General features: G+C 45.2%; 16 protein-coding genes. 9 read left to right on the top strand and 7 right to left on the bottom strand.

Going from position 1 to position 16,900, the window contains the following annotated elements; translation table 11 throughout:
* Positions 1-31 precede the first annotated feature (31 nt).
* Positions 32-1,543, bottom strand: coding sequence for a helicase HerA-like domain-containing protein (locus tag BW928_RS00375; RefSeq protein ID WP_076554223.1), 1,512 nt, complete (start codon positions 1,541-1,543; stop codon positions 32-34).
* Positions 1,544-1,724: 181 nt separating this feature from the next.
* On the opposite strand from BW928_RS00375, the gene BW928_RS00370 reads away from it, so the two are divergent.
* The 3 genes from BW928_RS00370 to BW928_RS00360 all read left to right on the top strand — a co-directional run bounded on the left by BW928_RS00370 (position 1,725) and on the right by BW928_RS00360 (position 5,355).
* Positions 1,725-2,918, top strand: a complete 1,194-nt coding sequence (locus BW928_RS00370) for a tRNA nucleotidyltransferase/poly(A) polymerase-related protein (RefSeq protein ID WP_076554221.1) — start codon at positions 1,725-1,727, stop codon at positions 2,916-2,918.
* On the top strand, positions 2,915-3,691 hold the full coding sequence (locus BW928_RS00365) for a pteridine reductase (RefSeq protein WP_076554219.1): 777 nt from the start codon (positions 2,915-2,917) through the stop codon (positions 3,689-3,691). Before BW928_RS00370 ends, BW928_RS00365 begins: the two co-directional genes overlap by 4 nt.
* Before the next feature lie 278 nt (positions 3,692-3,969).
* On the top strand, positions 3,970-5,355 hold the full coding sequence (locus tag BW928_RS00360; protein WP_076554217.1) for an APC family permease: 1,386 nt from the start codon (positions 3,970-3,972) through the stop codon (positions 5,353-5,355).
* Between the two features lie 54 nt (positions 5,356-5,409).
* Here BW928_RS00360 and BW928_RS00355 read toward each other — a convergent pair whose 3' ends face one another.
* Positions 5,410-6,135: a TetR/AcrR family transcriptional regulator gene (locus tag BW928_RS00355; RefSeq protein ID WP_076554215.1), complete on the bottom strand. Its 726-nt coding sequence runs from the start codon at positions 6,133-6,135 to the stop codon at positions 5,410-5,412.
* 449 nt (positions 6,136-6,584) lie between these two features.
* On the opposite strand from BW928_RS00355, the gene BW928_RS00350 reads away from it, so the two are divergent.
* The 4 genes from BW928_RS00350 (at position 6,585) to BW928_RS00335 (ending at position 10,544) form a co-directional block, all read left to right on the top strand.
* The gene (locus tag BW928_RS00350; RefSeq protein ID WP_076554213.1) at positions 6,585-7,766 is read left to right on the top strand and encodes an acyl-CoA desaturase; all 1,182 of its coding nucleotides are present in this window, start codon (positions 6,585-6,587) and stop codon (positions 7,764-7,766) included.
* Positions 7,767-7,977: 211 nt separating this feature from the next.
* Positions 7,978-9,465 (top strand): protein adenylyltransferase SelO family protein, encoded by a 1,488-nt coding sequence (locus BW928_RS00345; protein WP_076554211.1) that lies wholly within the window; start codon positions 7,978-7,980, stop codon positions 9,463-9,465.
* A 126-nt stretch (positions 9,466-9,591) separates the two neighbouring features.
* Positions 9,592-9,768, top strand: coding sequence for a cbb3-type cytochrome oxidase assembly protein CcoS (ccoS, locus tag BW928_RS00340; protein WP_076554209.1), 177 nt, complete (start codon positions 9,592-9,594; stop codon positions 9,766-9,768).
* Positions 9,765-10,544: a sulfite exporter TauE/SafE family protein gene (locus BW928_RS00335; RefSeq protein ID WP_078309854.1), complete on the top strand. Its 780-nt coding sequence runs from the start codon at positions 9,765-9,767 to the stop codon at positions 10,542-10,544. The genes ccoS and BW928_RS00335 overlap by 4 nt, the downstream gene beginning before the upstream one ends.
* A gap of 53 nt (positions 10,545-10,597) precedes the next feature.
* Here BW928_RS00335 and gdhA read toward each other — a convergent pair whose 3' ends face one another.
* Positions 10,598-11,938, bottom strand: coding sequence for an NADP-specific glutamate dehydrogenase (gene gdhA, locus BW928_RS00330; protein WP_076554207.1), 1,341 nt, complete (start codon positions 11,936-11,938; stop codon positions 10,598-10,600).
* A gap of 46 nt (positions 11,939-11,984) precedes the next feature.
* Here gdhA and BW928_RS00325 point away from each other — a divergent pair, with 46 nt between their 5' ends.
* Entirely contained in the window at positions 11,985-12,194 is a 210-nt protein-coding gene (locus tag BW928_RS00325; protein WP_076554205.1) for a hypothetical protein, read from the top strand.
* A gap of 9 nt (positions 12,195-12,203) precedes the next feature.
* Here BW928_RS00325 and BW928_RS00320 read toward each other — a convergent pair whose 3' ends face one another.
* Together BW928_RS00320 and BW928_RS00310 are read right to left on the bottom strand one after the other, a co-directional pair.
* Positions 12,204-12,539 (bottom strand): hypothetical protein, encoded by a 336-nt coding sequence (locus BW928_RS00320; protein WP_076554203.1) that lies wholly within the window; start codon positions 12,537-12,539, stop codon positions 12,204-12,206.
* A gap of 219 nt (positions 12,540-12,758) precedes the next feature.
* Positions 12,759-14,198, bottom strand: a complete 1,440-nt coding sequence (locus BW928_RS00310; RefSeq protein ID WP_078309901.1) for a C13 family peptidase — start codon at positions 14,196-14,198, stop codon at positions 12,759-12,761.
* Here BW928_RS00310 and BW928_RS12025 point away from each other — a divergent pair.
* Entirely contained in the window at positions 14,197-14,328 is a 132-nt protein-coding gene (locus tag BW928_RS12025) for a hypothetical protein (protein ID WP_259741463.1), read from the top strand. The genes BW928_RS00310 and BW928_RS12025 overlap by 2 nt on opposite strands.
* A 6-nt stretch (positions 14,329-14,334) precedes the next feature.
* Here BW928_RS12025 and BW928_RS00305 read toward each other — a convergent pair whose 3' ends face one another.
* Positions 14,335-14,712, bottom strand: coding sequence for a hypothetical protein (locus tag BW928_RS00305; RefSeq protein ID WP_076554197.1), 378 nt, complete (start codon positions 14,710-14,712; stop codon positions 14,335-14,337).
* Positions 14,713-14,917: 205 nt separating this feature from the next.
* The gene (gene htpG / locus BW928_RS00295) at positions 14,918-16,852 is read right to left on the bottom strand and encodes a molecular chaperone HtpG (protein ID WP_076554193.1); all 1,935 of its coding nucleotides are present in this window, start codon (positions 16,850-16,852) and stop codon (positions 14,918-14,920) included.
* Between the last annotated feature and the right edge of the window lie 48 nt (positions 16,853-16,900).

Here is a 16,900-nt window from a genome sequence, read left to right as displayed (position 1 = left end):
TTGACTTGCCGTAATCTTATTGTTCTGACAGTTATTTTAGCAAATTTTTAATCACGCCCATCAGACCACGGCTGATGGCACGGCTCGCCTGCTTATTCAACTGACTGCCCAGCTGATCAGCGACATTATACGCCACGCCCTGCCCTGATTTTTTGCGTCCACCTGTCAAGCCGCCCAAAAATCCCTCAAGCACGCCCGCTTCAGACTTTTCGGCTGCTTTTTCTTTGGTATTGGTGTCATCAGATGGCTGTGCTGTGCGTTCCTCGCTGGCGGCACGCTCATCAGCCAACGCCTCAAACGCTGAATAATTATCCAGCATATCTTTATAATGAGGGTATAAAATATCCTGCTGATAACTCGCCTGCTGCTCGGCTGCACTAAGCGGAGCCAGCTGTGATGACGGCGGCAAAATATACGCTCGCTCAACCACACTTGGCATACCATCTGCGTCCAAAAATGACACCAAAGCCTCGCCAACGCCAAGCTCACTGATGGCGGTCGCAACAGAAAATTTCTCAGTACTGCGAAAAGTCTCTGCGGCAGCTTTGACTGCCTTTTGATCCCTAGGCGTAAATGCACGCAAGGCATGCTGAATGCGATTGCCAAGCTGTCCTAAGATTGTATCTGGCAAATCCAGTGGATTTTGGGTAACAAAATACACACCCACGCCCTTTGAGCGAATCAACCGCACCACTTGCTCAATCTGCTTGGTCAGTGCTTGTGGCATCTCATCAAACAACAAATGTGCCTCGTCAAAAAACAGCACAAATTTTGGCTTATCCAAATCGCCCACTTCAGGAAAAGTCTCAAAAATCTCTGCCAAAAACCACAGCAAAAATGCCGCATACAAACGAGGCGAACGCATGAGTTTATCGCTGTTTAGGATATTGATTACCCCCTTGCCGCCATCAGTTTGTAGCCAGTCTTGCAGATTTAATGATGGCTCACCAAAAAACTTATCCGCCCCCTCGCTCTCAAGCTGCAATAACTGCCGCTGGATTGCACCAATGCTGGCTGCTGAGATATTGCCATATTGCGTGCGAAATTCGGCAGCATTCTCCGCCACAAAGCCAAGCATGGCACGCAAATCTTTTAAGTCAAGCAAATGCCAACCTCTGTCATCAGCAACCTTAAAGACAAGATTTAGCAAGCCTTCTTGAGTGTCATTTAGCCCCATCAAGCGAGATAGTAACGCACTGCCAAGCTGCGATATGGTAACTCGCACCGCAATCCCAGTCTCTGCATACACATCCCAAAACCGCACAGGAAAGCCTGACAGATACTCATCAGACAGCCCAAATTGTGCCATACGCTCACCAACTTTGCCTGTGGCGGTGCCTGCCTGCACCATGCCTGACAAATCACCTTTTACATCGGCCAAAAATACAGGCACGCCTGCCTGACTAAAAGCCTCTGCCATTTTACGCAAACTGATGGTCTTGCCCGTGCCTGTCGCTCCTGCAATAAGTCCGTGTCGGTTTGCCATTTTTGGTATGATACCCAAATTATCCTGCGTGTCGGTGGTTTTTGCAATGCTTAGCATAAATATTCCTTGATGGTTGCCAAAATTAATATTATACCGCTTACTTTAGCCAAGCGGTGAAAACAATGCACAAATTTTTGTATTTTTTATCAAGCCAGCCTTAATTTCAATAGAACATTTTGCCAAATTGACAAAAACTTGCTATAGTGAATGGCATACTGGCACAATAAACAACAAATCCATGCAAATATATTTAGTCGGCGGAGCGGTGCGTGATATGCTGCTTGGTCTGCCTGTTACTGACAAAGATTTTGTGGTGGTCGGTGGCAATCAGAACACCATGCTATCACACGGCTTTCGCCAAGTGGGGGCGGATTTTCCTGTATTTTTACACCCTGATACGCATAACGAATACGCACTGGCAAGGCTTGAGCGAAAATCAGGCACAGGTCATCGGGCGTTTTGTATCGATGCCAATGAAAGCGTCCGCCTGCAAGATGATTTATTGCGGCGAGATTTGACAATTAACGCCCTAGCCATACAGGTGCAAGGTCTCAATGATGACACGCCCATCGATGGCACGGTGGTTGATTTTTATGGCGGCTTGGCTGATTTGCACAATAAAATCCTCCGCCATGTCAGCCCAGCTTTTAGCGAAGATCCCTTGCGAGTGCTGCGAGTTGCACGATTTTATGCACGGTTATCACCGCTTGGTTTCGTGATTGATGACACAACCTGCACTTTGATGACCGACATTGCCAGCCGTGGTGAGCTTGCCACGCTTAGCCGCGAACGCATTTGGGCAGAGTTTGCTCGTGCCTTAATGCAGCCGCACGGTCATCAATTCATCAGCTGTTTGCAGGATAATGAGATTTTGCTGCATATTTTGCCAACGCTGGCACAGACATTCACCGATAACAACAGCTATGCAGCGGTTTTGGCACGGCTACAACACGCCTGCAAACAAAATGCTCCGCTTGATGTGCGTTTTGCCATGCTGTTTTCTAACTTATATGACAATAAAGATAATCTAAACGATTGCTTAACACGGCTCAATGCCCCAAAAGCCATCAGCCAGTTTGTCCACGCTTTTGCCAATTATCATAAAATTTTACTTAATTTAGAAAATATAAATGCTGAACAATTGCTTACTATGATTGAGCATACCAAAGCCCACAAAGATGATGCACTGTTGATGCTGTTGTATGATGCTTGTCAGATTTATCAAGATAAATCAATTGCTTATAAAAAATCATGGCTGAATGATGCCATCACTCGCTATCAATCTGTTAGTATGGCGAATATTAATCCAACGCTCACTGGCAAAGCAATTGGCGATGAGCTGACACGGTTACGCTTGTTGCAATTGACAAAATTTTTACAATCATCAAAGCACACACATATCGCACCCAACCAAGGCATACAACCATCATGAAATCGTCCAAAGTTGCCCTTGTTACAGGCGGAGCAAAGCGTATCGGAGCCGCCATTAGCAGGCTTTTGCACCAGCACGGCTACCGCATCATCATTCATTATCATCACAGCAGCCTTGAGGCGACAAATCTGGTCTTGACACTCAATACCGCTCGCCCAAATTCCGCCGCCATGATTCAGGCGGATTTACAAATCGTTAATGATAGAGTCTTACTTGCACAATTTGTCCAGAATTGCTGCGAATTTTTTGGCGGTATTGATGTTTTGGTTCATAATGCTTCAAGTTTTTATGCAACAAATCTACACGATAATCACCAAAATCTGCTATCGCACTGGCAAGATTTGTTCTTAACCAATGCCAAAGCCCCCTTTATGATAAGCCAAGCCTTTTTGCCAATTTTGCAAGCCAACAAAGGCAGTATCATCAGCCTGCTTGACATTCATGCAGATGGCAAGCCTTTTGTTGGCTATCCCATCTACAACATGGCAAAAGCCGCCCACCGTGCCATGGTACAAAGCCTCGCCCTAGAAATCGCTCCACTGGTGCGTATCAATGGCGTTGCCCCGGGTGTTAATATCCTTCCCGAAAATGACCAAAACCTCCAGCTAAATAGCCAAACCGCAGCAGAGCTTATCAACTCAGTTCCTCTATCCTGCATTGGCACACCAAACGACATCGCCGAAGCGGTGCTATTCTTGGTAAGCAGTCGCTATATCACAGGGCAGATTCTCGCCGTTGATGGCGGCCGCAGTCTGACGCTAAAAGGCGGTTGATATGGCAGCGATGGTAGCAATTTTGTCAATTTATAAAAACCTTGTAGCAAAAATTTTAACAATTTAGCAAAAAACAGCTGACAAATGGTTATTTTTGGGCTAAAATTGCCCAAATTTCCCAAAATTAAACAGCAACCACTGTTTGATTATTTTTCTTTCATTAAAAAACTGGAGCAGATAGCCTAATCGACCAAGCATCAAACCTTGCGTTTGATACGATGAAGCTGTACTCCCTTTTGTGTTGGCTGCATTTTGCACACTTAAAAGGAATACCATCGTTGAATACTTTACCCACCTCTAATGTCGCTCGTCTAAAGCGAAATCTTGGCCTATGGCATGTTATTATCATTGGTCTTGCCTACATTCAGCCCATGACCTTGTTTGATACCTTTGGTATGGTTTCTCGTGATAGCGGCGGCCATGTTCCCATGTCTTATCTGTTTGCTTTGGTGGCGATTTTGCTAACCTCCATCAGCTATGGTCATATGATTCGTGCCTATCCATCATCAGGCTCTGCCTATACCTATACCCAAAAAGCCATCAACCCAAGCATGGGCTTTATGGTGGGCTGGTCAAGCTGGCTTGACTACCTGCTCTCGCCAATGGTTAATATCATTCTGGCAGTGCTGTATCTAGAGGCTCTGTTCCCAAGTGTCAATCACTGGGTCTGGGTCATTGGACTGACAGCATTGATGACAGGGGTAAACCTATTTGGCTCAAAAGTAGTGGCGTATTTTAACAGCTGGATTGTCTTTGTGCAGCTGATTGTTATCGCTGTATTTACCTATTTGATCTACACCAAGCTAGGCATGGGATTGTACGCAGATGGCACGCTCAAAGAAGATGCTTATCAGCTATGGAGCCTTAAGCCATTTTGGGACGAGATGACCTCTGTTGGTGCATTGATTACTGGTGCGACCATTTTGTGTTTCTCATTTACAGGCTTTGACTCAATCTCAAGCCTTGCCGAAGAAACCAAAGATGTCAAAAACACGCTGCCAAAAGCCATGATATTGACCACTCTGATTGCAGGTATTGTGTTTATCATCAGTGCTTATTTTATGCAGACTTTCTTGCCAAGCGACCCTACGATTTACTTTAAGGCAGTGGACGAAACCCAAGCCGAAATCCTACTGCTGGTTGGTGGCTCGGCATTTCAAGCCATCGTACTGGGCTTTGCCATTGTAACTGTGATGGCATCAGGCATCTCGGCACATGCTGGCGTTTCTCGTCTGATGTATGTGATGGGTCGTGATGGCGTTATCAGCAACAAAATCTTTGGAAAAATCCACCCCAAGCTACTCACCCCAGTAAACAACATTCTCATCGCAGGTGCTGTGGCTTTAACCGCAGGCTTTATTAAACTAGAAACTGTGGTGGACTTGATTAGCTTTGGTGCATTGACGGCATTTAGCTTTGTGAATTTGTCAGTGATTTTCCGCTATGCCATTCGTGATAAGATGGTAACAAGTGCCAAAGAAATATTCAACTATGTCATCGTGCCAGTGCTTGGCTTTATTGCGATTTTCTTGATGTGGCTAAAAGTAGACGGCACAACCTTCAGCGTTGGTCTATTCTGGGCAGCACTTGGCTTTGTTTGGCTAGGCATCAAAACCGCAGGCTTTAAAAAACCTGTACCGCAGTACAAAGAAAGCGATGTCTAAACATCACAAAAAATACCTCAAGCTCGCTTGGGGTATTTTTTTATGCGAATAAAACTACTGCTTGCTGGGCGTGGGTATGATATTTTGTCCAATCAACTCGGCAAGCTCTTGGATTTGCTCTTCATTAATACCATCAAGCATCGCCAGTTGCTGCCTGTATTCTTCGTCAGTGGTCGGTGTCAGTCTGGGGTACAACTTTGGCAAATCCAACATCTGTCTTACCAGTGCTATCTTTAGCGTATCTCGCCTACCCAGATACATCTGATAAAAACTTGAATTAAGCAGGCTTGCACCCCCCTGCCCAACCGCGTACAGTGTCGCCATATAATCACGGATATTCATGTCGCTATTTTGCTCATCAAGATAAGTGTGTACAATTTTTGACATACGCACCATGCGTTCACGACGCACACGGTACAACTGTGCAAACCACTGATTTAGCCCCGAAGTGGTCGATGATAACCGCTCCTCGATATGGTTAAACAATATCGCACGGTGTGGCAAATTCAGCAGCTGCAGCACCAACCTTGCCACACCCGCCCCTGCACCGTCATCAACGCTGATGATTTGTAATTTTCGCTCTTCATAACGAATCAAAATACGCAACAAAAGCTCATCTTTGCTACTAAAGTGCTTATACAGCGTCCCTTTTGCCAAATCCAGCTGCAACGCCAGATTGTCCAAAGTCAAATCCCCTTCGCCAGATTCTAGCAGCAATTGTTCAGCAGTCTGCAAAATACGCAACTGACGCAGCTCAAACTGTTGCTTGCGATTGTTCATGTTGCCTGCTCCACTCCAGATTTTGCTAGATTATAACAAAAGCAAGCACTCTTGGTGCATTTTTTTATTTCCTTTATTTATATATGGTTATTTTTAGTACCCTTGCTCATCATCTTATTTATTTAATAATATTTATCAATAAATGATAAAAATATTCACAAAACAACCAAACATCACGGCAATTATTCCAAATCATCATCGCCAGTTTGCTGTTACAATTTTATCAAAAAAATATGCAAAAATTGCGTGAATAATTGTTCACTTTCTTGACAATCTGTGATAGTATGGATACAGACAGTCAGTATTCCAAAATTTTTAATACAACCAAGCCATTTGTTTATCAGACGATGGCTCGCCTAGCAACAACAGGCGTTGGCAAAATTTTGTAATATTGTTGCTGTGTGCAAACGCACTGTTTGCCTGACCATCTTTGAGGATATTTATCGCTTATGAGCATCGAACGCAATCCTGAAGCCTTTAAAAACGCACCAATCAACTGGGTTCCTGCCATTGTGTTGCTATCAACACCGCTACTTGCCATTATTTTGGTGCCTTGGTATCTGTGGACACACGGTGTCAATCCCGCTGTCTGGACCGCCTTTGCGTTGTTTATGGCATGGACGGGTCTTTCCATCACTGCAGGCTATCACCGTCTTTGGGCTCACAAATCATACGAAGCCCATCCGATTGTCAAATACTTCTTGCTACTTGGGGCAACTTTAGCAGTCCAGAGTTCGGCATTTGACTGGTGTTCTGGGCATCGCACGCACCATCGCCATGTTGATGATGAATACGATGATCCGTATTCGGCTCGCCGTGGTTTTTGGTTCAGCCACATGGACTGGATGCTGCACAAATATCCAAGCGGTCAATATGATTACAAAAATATCCCCGACCTAAAAAAAGACAAACTGCTGACCTTGCAACACAAATATTATGGCTTTTGGGTGGTTGCAACCAATCTTGTGGTTGTGGGCATTGCAGGACTAATCACAGGTGATATGCTTGGCACTTTCTTGATTGCAGGCTTGTTGCGTCTGGTTTTGACCCATCATTTTACCTTTTTTATCAACTCGCTCTGCCATATGTTTGGCACACGCCCTTATACTGACGAAAACACCGCTCGAGACAACCCACTGCTTGCGATTGTAACATGGGGTGAGGGCTATCATAATTATCATCACTATTTCCAATACGACTATCGCAATGGTGTTAAGTGGTGGCAATACGACCCAACCAAATGGTTCATCAGCATCTTGTCAAAAATTGGCTTGGCACAGAACCTAAAACGCGTTGACGACCTTACCATCAAGCACGCAGAAGTTACCATGCAGTTTAAGCGAGCTGCCGAACGCATTGCCAAAGGTGGCGAACCAAGCCTAGATGAACGCTTGGTAATGTTCAAAGATCGCATCAGCCAAGAGTATGAAGAATTTACCAAAACTGTCGAAGAATGGCACGCCCTAAAAGCCAAAGCCATCGAGCTAAAGCGTGCTGAATTCGCCGACCGCTTACACGAAGCTGACGAAAAGCTCAAAGCACAATTCGCCCAAATTGAGGTAAAAATCTTTGAGCACAGCAAGCGGATTGAGCAAGCATTCCTACAACTCAAAGGCAAAACCGCCGCTTAATCAGACCAGATGGCTTTTCTCCACCCTTTGTTCACTTGTTCTGAACAAAGGGTTTCTTTTGCTTAATATTTATAAGCCTCACAATCATAATGGCACATCGCATGATGGCAACCTTGTCAAACGCCCCAACTGGTGCTATTATGGATAAGCTGCATTCATATTTAAGACACGCCACCATAAAACAAAAGCCCAATAATCAATCATACAGTGCATGAAATTTATCCACGATTACCTAAAGCATGACGACAGACTGTATCGCCATATTCTACCAACACCGCTTGACAACCCCACATTGATCGCTCTTAATCGCCCATTGATTGACAGGCTTGGGCTGAATAATCTAAACGATAATCAGTGGTGCAATATCATCAGCGGTCGGCTTACTGATTTGGCAAATATCATGCCAACTGATATGCAGCCGATTGCCATGGCATACGCTGGTCATCAGTTTGGGCAATGGGCAGGTCAGCTGGGCGATGGTCGTGGACTGCTGATAGCACAGCTAAAGGATAATCAAGGCAGACTGACCGACTTGCACTTAAAAGGTGCAGGGCGTACTCCCTACTCTCGTCATGGTGATGGTCGTGCAATGCTTGCCAGCACCATTCGTGAATATCTGTGCGGTCATGCCATGAACCAACTGGGGATTGACTCATCAGATGCCATTGGATTGGTGATAAGCGATACCACGATTCGCCGTCAATACCCAGAAAAAGCCGCTGCATTATTGCGTGTCAGTGATTGCCATGTGCGACTGGGGCATTTTCAGTGGGTGTCAATGTATACGCCTGATAATTTTGGTGATTTTGTTGGCAAGATTGCCCAAAGTTATTATCCTGCTTTATATCACAGCGGCACAAAAACTGTGGACATACCTGCCCTAGTTTGTACCATTGCCAATCGCACAGCCTTGATGATTGCCAACTGGCAGCTGGTTGGTTTTTGCCATGGTGTAATGAATACGGATAATTTGAACATTACAGGCAGCACGCTGGATTTTGGGCCTTTTGGTTTTATGGAGCGTTTTAATCCTCATTGGATCAATAACCAGTCCGATCACATGGGACGGTACAGTTATCATAATCAGCCTGCCATCGGACGCTGGAATTTGGCAAAATTTTTACAAAGTTTTGGACAATTTATCAGCCAAGATGACATGGAGCAAGTGCTGATATCTTATGACAATACGCTACAGCATAGTTATCATGACAAACTGTGCCAAAAACTTGGCATCAACAACCATACCCAGCATCCTGCCATCATACAGCTTGGCAATCGTCTGCTTGATTTTATGCAGACGCATCGACTTGATTTTACCAATACTTTTCGCAGCCTAATTGCCCTTGTTGATGGTCAAAATCACCCTTATGAAAAGCAGCTATTGCATCATGGACTTGCACAACTGCCACAACACGCCCAAGCCCACTGGCAACAATGGGCGACAGAATACCTGCACGAGCTTCGCCATACTAGCAAATCCGACATCATCAGCACATTGCAGCAGCACAATCCCATCTACGTGCTACGCAATCACATGGCGGATCGTGCCATCATGCAGGCTTATCAAGGGGATTTTGCCGAAGTCCAGCGATTATTTGCCCTGCTGTCCAATCCTTATCAGCCAAATGCCATCGCAACCGCCGATGACACTCGCCCTGCACGGCATGACGAAATCAAGGCAATCAGCTGTATGTCCTAAGCCTATCTGATAAAGTCTGTATCACTGTCATACTGTGCTGTATATGAATGAAATTTGAGCAAATATTGTCATCTGGTTATGTTTTTGATAAAATATTGTAATCAATCGGCTTAGTAGGTGTGGTTTATGCTGAGTATTTATTTATTAATCCCCTTAAGTCTTATGCTGTTTGTGGTGGCAATTTGGGCAATTTATTATGCCGTCAAATCCAATCAGTTTGAAGATCTGGACAACGCACCAGAGCAGATTATTCTTGATGATCGCCAAGCACGCCGCAATATCACCACTAAGGATCACCAATGACCATCGCCCTGATTTTTGCCGCCTTTAGCATGGGGCTATTAGGATCGCCACATTGCTTGGGTATGTGTGGCGGTATCGTAGCAGCTTTTGGTGTTGCGATGAAAGAAGCCTCACCTGCCAAAAAAGCCATGCTGATGATTGCTTATCATGTAGGCAGGCTCGGCAGCTATATGATTTTGGGCTTGCTGGTGGCGATATTTGGCAACAGCATTCTTGCTCCTTTGATGGCAAACAGCTCCATACCAAAATACCTATTGGGCGGGGCATTGATTTTTGCTGCCCTGTTAATGCTCGGTCTGCCCATCTTAAACCAACTAGAAAAAGCAGGCTTAAAATTGTGGAATGCACTTGCCCCCTTGCGTAGCAAAGTGTTGCCCATGGATAGCCTACCAAAGGCACTGGCGGCAGGCTTGTTGTGGGGATTTTTGCCATGCGGTTTGGTTTATGGGGCTTTGGGTGTTGCACTGGGTCTGGCTGCCGATGGGCAATTTGGCTTGACCGCCACGGCATTTATGGCGTTTTTTTGGCTGGGAACTTTGCCCATGCTACTAACCACAGGCACTGTCATCACATGGCTAAAATCAAAAATCCACCATCTGCAATTACGCAAATTCAGCGGTGCTATCATGCTGATTTCGGGGCTTGCCATTGCCTTTAGCTCGCCCATTATGCAGATGATGATGTCAAAATCTGGACACGACATGAGTAATATGAATGGCACAAATATGAGCCAAATGGACACCAATCAATCAAGCAATAACCATTCCGCTCATTAATCCACAAAAAATACCCCAAAAGCCGACTTTTGGGGTATTGTTTTTTGGCAAACTTATAAAATACCGTAAGCCACCAGAGCATTGGCAACTTGTACAAAACCTGCGACATTTGCCCCAGTCATGTAATCAATCGCCCCTTTGGTTGTGCCGTATTTTTCGGCGGCAGCACAGGCATTGTCATGAATGGTTTTCATGATGTTTTGTAGCTGCTTATCAAGCTCCTCAAAACTCTTGTATTGACGCACCGAGTTTTGGCTCATCTCAAGACCCGAAACTGCCACACCGCCAGCATTGGCTGCTTTGCCCGGTGCATAGGCAACGCCATGCTCACGCACCACATCGATTGCCTTAGCATCTAGTGGCATATTTGCCCCTTCGGCAATGTATTTGACACCATTTGCCACCAAGGTCTTAGCTTCGCTTTCATTGACCTCATTTTGGGTTGCACAAGGCAGAGCAATATCGGCAGCAAACTGCCAAGGCTTCTCACCAGCCAGCCACTGACCACCAAATTGCTCCACATAGTCAGACAGCGGTTTGCGTTCTTGTTTTTGTGCTTTTACCCAGTCAATTTTTTCTTGGTCAAAGCCATCTTTGTCATACAGCGTGCCAGTAGAATCAGAGAAAGTAATAACCTTGCCGCCCAACTGCACCACTTTTTCGGCGGCGTATTGAGCAACATTACCAGCACCAGAGACCAGCACCGTCTTGCCAGCCAGCGTGTCATCATTGGCTTTTAGCATATTATCCAAAAAATACACCAAGCCATAACCTGTCGCCTCGGTACGAATCAAGCTACCACCAAAACCTACACCCTTGCCTGTCAGCACGCCTTCATATTCGCGGGTCAAATTTTTGTACATGGCGAACATATAGTTCACCTCACGACCACCAACTCCGATATCACCTGCTGGCACATCCATATCTTTGCCGATATTTTTGTGCAATTCACGCATAAACGCATAGCAAAAACGGCGAATTTCGGCATCAGATTTCCCTTTGGGGTCAAAATCCGAACCCCCTTTACCGCCACCCATCGGCAAGCCTGTCAGTGCATTTTTGAAAATCTGCTCAAAGCCCAAGAACTTCAGCACGCCCTCATTGACCGTCGGATGGAATCGCAAACCGCCTTTATAAGGGCCGATGGCATTGCTAAACTGCACACGCCAGCCACGATTGACCTGCACTTCGCCCTTGTCATTTTCCCAGTTCACGCGGAAACTGATGATACGGTCAGGCTCGCACAAGCGTTCAAAAACCTTCAATTCGGCAAATTTTGGATTGTCAGCATACACTTGCTCAACCGTCATCGCCACTTCTTGTACCGCCTGAATAAATTCAGGCTGGTGGGCATAGGTTTGCTCGATTTTTTTGACAACAGATTGGATACTCATGGTTAAATCCTCAAACTAAAAAACATCTGTATGATGGACAAGTGTTGTGCTGGTCATGCACGGTGCATTACAACATATCACAAAAACTTGTAATATCATAAGTAAATATGATATACCGCTACAATATACCGATATTTTTGATAAATTACAAGCCATCTTTGGCGAAATAATGATTATTTTTCTAAAAAATACCCAAACCAATCTCAAAACCCATCACCAATCGCCCATCAAAAAGACCGCCTATCGGCAGTCTTAAATAACAAAATCAGCGTTGTTTGGCGATGCGTCTGGCTGCATCTAACTCGCAGACGTAAGCAGCCGAGTTCCCCAGACTGCTATCTCTGTCATATTTTGTTTCGCATGATTTTTTTGCCGATCTTAGCTTGGCTTTTTGAGCTTTGGTAAATGTTCGCTTATAACTATCGGTTGCGTCCATAGTACAAGCATTATACATAGCAATACCTCCCACTTCCAAGTTGTTATGACACTGCTTAAGCTCTCGTTCAATCTTATTAAACTTAGCTTGGTTGGCATAACTTGGGCTGGATAATGCAGCCAAAGCACACAGTGCGGTTAGGCTTAGTGTTTTGGTGATTTTCATCATATTCTCCTGTTGGTTAAAAAGCGGAAAATTTCCGATACCGCCTACGATAGCACATTCAAAAAAAAAAAAAAAAAAAAACGGTTTTTTATTTTTTTGGCAATTTTTTTTGTAAATAAGCAAAATTTGGCGATGATTATCTGCTTTGGCACAGATTTTTATCATTTTTCTCACATCAAAAAACCGCCCGTATCACACAGGCGGTTTTGGCAAATTTGATTATTGCGGTGGAGCTGTCAATGTTTGGGTCGAATTTTTGGTATCAATCACACCCTCTGGCAGTTGCAGTGGCGAATTTTCGCTAGGGTTGTACAGTGATTTTTGCAGCTCTGGCAAAGCAAGCTGTATCAGCTCACCGACCACCAGTTGTGGTTCAGACGGCTCAAATCCCATCAGAATCTCTCGCTCTTTAATCTTTGGCACAGCGGCATAAAACGCCTCGATAATCCCATCGGTCTGTAGCATACTTTCTGCAAAAAATGCCCTGCCAAAATAAGTCAGCTCAGCATCATCGGTACAGCCAAACGAGGCTTTGTCCTCTTTTGATGCTGTGATGATAAGCGTATAAGGGTCTTTTAAAGCATTAATAAAAGTGCCTGAATAACACGCCGAAATCACAATCACCCGCCAGCGAATGCCTGATTTGTCCAGTGCTGATTTTAGCCAAAACGGATCAATCTGTCGCAAATCCAGCGGCGGGTTGCTCACCGCAAGCTCACCGATTGGCTCGCCATGCTCATCAACCGAACCATGCGAGCTTAATGCCATAAACAGCACATCTTCATCACTGTCCATACGCTCGCCAATGCGTACCAAACTCCGCTCAATGCTGGTGCGTGTCGCCAGTGGATATTCACCCCAAGTGTTAGGATTGTTAATCAAAGCCAGCGAGCGTTTTGCCGAGTCAAAACGCCCATCAAAAATCTGCTTGGCTTGCAAAATCTCATTGGCAAATACATTTTGTTCAGCATAGGGAGCCACGCCCAAAAAATACCATTCGGCACGACCTTGCTTATGTTCGGCGATGCTATCAAGCGTGCGTGAAAATACCGCAGGCTGTTCATAAAATGCCGCCTCGTCCAGCAAAGTCTGTGTGGCATCTGTCTTAAAAATCGGTTGGCTGATGGTGTTTTTTTGCCAAACAACCAGCAGTGCGATGGTTGCAATCAACATCAGGCACCGCTCCCACCACGGCCAGCCAAAGCGTTTGGCAAAAATCAGCAGCAACGCTGTCGTCTGCCAGACGAACAACAGCAAAAACAAGCTCGGCAAAATACTGCCCAGCCAATATGGCAACAGCCCCTGATTTTCAAGAAACTGAATGCCGCTTTGGAACAGCACCAGCAAAGTATCCGCCGCCAGCCACAAAATCGCAGGCACGAACAACAGCGAATAATTCACCGACCGCTGGGCGATGATAATCCCAGCCGCCACAATAATCACAGGCCACACCAGATAACTGATCAGCCCCTGTTCATTAAAATAACTGTCATCAGTCGCAACCAGCCAAGCAAATAAAATATTTGATGACAGTGCCACCACCATCAACAGCACAAATTGCCCAAAAGTCGGCTTGGCACGCGTAAATGCTCGTTCGCTACCGATCAGCATCCACAACGACGCACCCAGATTTGAGAAAAAATTTGAGAAAAAACTCATGCAATACTCAACCATGCAACAAGGCAAAAAAGGTGAGATCATTGTACCACAAGCCATGCCAAAGTGGGGGAAATTTCTTGTCAAGCCAAATAACAAAAAGACCGCCAAAGGACGATCTTTTTGGGCATAATAAAAATCAGCGTTGTTTGGCGATGCGTCTGGCTGCCTTTAATTGACATTCAGCAGCTCCAATTCTACCTGCATTACTGAGTGATTCTAAGCCATATGTGTCATGATCATAATCAAAATTTGACTCTTCTCTTGCCGCCTTAATTGCACAAGCTCGTTCTGCTTGCTTTAGCTTGGATCTTTTGCTTGCATTCATCAATTTTCTGTAATCATCTACAGCACCTATCACACAACTTCCATATACATACGAACCTCTGGCATCTTTGGAACACTGCTTAAGCTCTCGTTCAATCTTTTTAAACTTTGCTTGGTTGGCTTGGGCGGGGGCTGTGGTAAGCAATAACAACGCCGTGGCTGTGGCGGTGATTAGATGGTAGATTTTCATCATAACTCCTTAATAAAAATTAAATCAAATGAACAATCAAACCCAAACAATTTGCTTAAGTTTTGCTCAAGATACCATATCCAAAAAAAAAAAAAAAAAAACGATTTTTATTTATTTTTACATCTTGTTACATTTTTTGCCAAAAATCATACCGCAGGCACAAAAAAACTGCCTGTATCTACAGACAGTTTTTATTATTAGTTAATTACTTCATAAGCAGTGCATTGATACGCTTCAGGTATGCTGCAGGGTCATCAAGCTGTCCGCCATCAGCCAGCACCGCCTGATCAAAGATAACCTGTGCCAGTGTGTCAAACTCACCATCTTGCTCAAGCTTGTTAATCAATGGGTGGTTTGGGTTAATCTCAAGCACAGGCTTGACATCAGGCACGCTTTGTCCCATCGCTTTTAGCATCTGTGCCATCTGCGGGCTAAGTTCACCCTCACCCACCACCAAGCACGCAGCACTGTCCACCAGACGGCTAGAGACTCGTACATCTTTGGCACGACCGTCCAGTGCGGTTTTTAGCTTATCAACGATGGGCTTGAGATTTTCTTCGGCTTGTTTGGTTTGTTGTTTTTCGCTCTCGTCCGTCAGCTCGCCCAAATCCACCGCCCCTTTGGCAATATTTTTTAGTGGCGTGCCGTCAAACTCGTGCAAGAAATTCATCGCCCATTCATCAACTCGTGCTGTCATCAAGATAACCTCGATGCCTTTTTTGTTAAACAGCTCAAGCTGTGGGCTGTTTTTGGCAGCAGCCAGATTATCCGCTGTCAGATAATAGATGGCTTTTTGACCCTCTTTCATGCGAGCTTTATAATCGGCAAAGCTGGTCTTTGTCGCATCATCGGTGCTGGTAGCATAACGCAACAATTTGGCAATGCGTTCTTGGTTGGATTGATCTTCGCCCAAGCCCTCTTTTAGCACATCGCCAAATTCTTGATAAAACTCGGCAAACTTCGCCTGTTTGTCCGCATCTTCGCTACCTGCAAGGCTGCCAAGCAAGGTCAGCACACGGCGAGCATTGCCATCACGGATTGCCTTGACATCACGGCTTTCTTGCAAAATCTCGCGGCTGACATTGAGTGGTAAATCAGCTGTATCAATCACCCCTTTGACAAAACGCAAATACATCGGCAATAGCTGCTCGGCATCTTCCATGATAAACACTCGCTTCACATACAGCTTCAGCCCACGCTGCTGCTCTCGTGCGTATAAGTCAAACGGTGCTTTTTTGGGAATGTAGAGCAACTGGGTATACTGCACGCGCCCCTCGACACGATTGTGCGTATAAGCAAGCGGATCGGTATAATCATAGCTTAGGTTTTTATAAAACTCATTATACTCATCATCGCTGATATCCGCTGGCGATTTTGTCCACAAGGCGGTGGCTTGGTTGATGGTTTCGTACTCGTCCGTCAAGACATACTCGCCTTTGCCTGCGACCACTTTGCCGTCATCGTCCAGCTCATCTTGCCATTCTTGCTTACGCATCTGAATTGGCAGACTGATATGGTCAGAGTATTTATTCACCAACTGACGCACGGTATGGCGATCCAGATAATTGCTCTCGCCTTCGCCCTCACCTGCATAAATGTCTTTTAGGTGCAGAGTAATGCTCGTGCCACGACTGTCTTTGGTAATGGTCTCGGTGCTAAATGACCCTGTGCCATCTGATACCCAACGCACGCCCTGCTCGGCAGGCTCGCCAGCTTTACGGCTCTCAACAGTGATTTTGTCAGCAACAATAAACCCTGAATAAAAACCCACACCAAATTGACCGATAAGATTGCCATCTTTTTTGTCGCTGTCGGATAATTTGTCCAAAAACGCCTTTGTGCCTGACTTGGCAATCGTTCCCAAATGCTCAATGGCATCAGCTTCATTCATGCCGATACCGTTATCGCTAATGGTGAGTGTTTTTGCCTCTTGGTCAAAATCAATCTTGATCGCAAGCTCGCCATCATTTTCGTACAAGCTGTCATCAGCAGTTGCCAAAAAACGCAGTTTATCACAAGCGTCAGAGGCATTGGACACCAGCTCACGCACAAAAATATCCGCATTAGAATACAAAGAATGCGTTACCAAATGCAAAAGCTGGGCAACTTCGGCTTCAAAATGATGATTGGTTGTGGTCATAAAACACTCCTTGAAATTAAAATTTAACTTGCAATAATTAAGGACGCT

It is taken from the genome of Moraxella cuniculi DSM 21768, assembly GCF_900156515.1.
Taxonomy (GTDB): Bacteria; Pseudomonadota; Gammaproteobacteria; order Pseudomonadales; family Moraxellaceae; genus Moraxella; species Moraxella cuniculi.
This window is presented reverse-complemented; position numbering and strand designations above follow the sequence as displayed.